Here is a 1103-nt window from a genome sequence, read left to right as displayed (position 1 = left end):
GCCAAGAAATAAAACTGGTATTATATCGAGGTCGGTGCGACCTTTTGAGCTTGGGTAAACTTGGCACGTTGGTGCTATTGACCAAGAAGCTCCCACTTCAACGAAGTAAGTGGCGAGTAGTTCACTATTAGCAGCTTTTTTAACCAAATTTTCGGGAACTGTAACTTTTGCTTTATTTTTCCCTTTAGAATTTTATCTACTATTCTTACATCAACCCTGGTATATCTAGAATTGAACCCTTCAAAGTAATCAACTTCTGTTTCTTTACCTTCACATACAATTACAATAATAGGATTAACCTTTCGTTTACCTTTTTTTCTATGGGTCTCAGCTTTCTTTTTTAGTTTCATCTCAAATCACCTCTTAAGAAAGGAATAGCACCATATTTACCTTGAAGATATCTTTTTTCAATTTTATCATTTTTTCTAACCTTACCGAAATCGTATAAAGAATACAAATCAGTACTTTTATCTTCTTTCTTTTCAGTAAACCAAATTTGATCTCTTCTTAATATATCTACATCTAAAAGATTAGTGTCATGGGTTGTAAATATAAGTTGAGCGTTATTTTTGTTTATGCTTGGATCTAGAAACAATTTTACTAATTGAATTACCAAAAGAGTGTGCAATTTCATATCAAGTTCATTAATTACCATAGTATAACCATTTTTAAGTACATCAAGGAAGGGTCCTAATATACCAAAATATTTTCGAGTACCATCTGATTCTTCACTTAATTTAAAAGGCACATCTACTATATTTCCTTTTTGATCTATTCCTCTATGCATAAATTCTATATCATCTTCTCCTAAAAATTTACTATCATCACTAATATTTTTGATAATATCATCTTTAGCATTTTCTGGAAACGTTTTAAAAAATTCAGATGATATTAAGTCATTCTTACTTTTAATATTAACATCGATATCTTCTATATCGAAGTCAGCATACTTCATATATTTTTTTACATCTTCTTTAGGGACATTAAAATAAATAACAAGTCAATTTTATAAATAAATATAGAAAAATCCTTTTCAAATATGTTTTAATGTTAATAACAACAAAAACATATAAAACAAAAGAAAAGGATATGGTTATATGATA

Annotated in this window: 2 protein-coding genes; both read right to left on the bottom strand. The window is 28.5% G+C overall.

The window, feature by feature from the left end; all coding sequences use genetic code 11:
• Positions 1-74: 74 nt before the first annotated feature.
• Positions 75-350 (bottom strand): hypothetical protein, encoded by a 276-nt coding sequence (locus tag CLTEP_RS13995; RefSeq protein WP_066827691.1) that lies wholly within the window; start codon positions 348-350, stop codon positions 75-77.
• The gene (locus CLTEP_RS13990; RefSeq protein ID WP_066827688.1) at positions 347-955 is read right to left on the bottom strand and encodes an AAA family ATPase; all 609 of its coding nucleotides are present in this window, start codon (positions 953-955) and stop codon (positions 347-349) included. The genes CLTEP_RS13995 and CLTEP_RS13990 overlap by 4 nt, the downstream gene beginning before the upstream one ends.
• Positions 956-1103: the final 148 nt, after the last annotated feature.

The organism is Clostridium tepidiprofundi DSM 19306 (assembly GCF_001594005.1).
GTDB lineage: Bacteria > Bacillota > Clostridia > Clostridiales > Clostridiaceae > Clostridium_AC > Clostridium_AC tepidiprofundi.
This window is presented reverse-complemented; position numbering and strand designations above follow the sequence as displayed.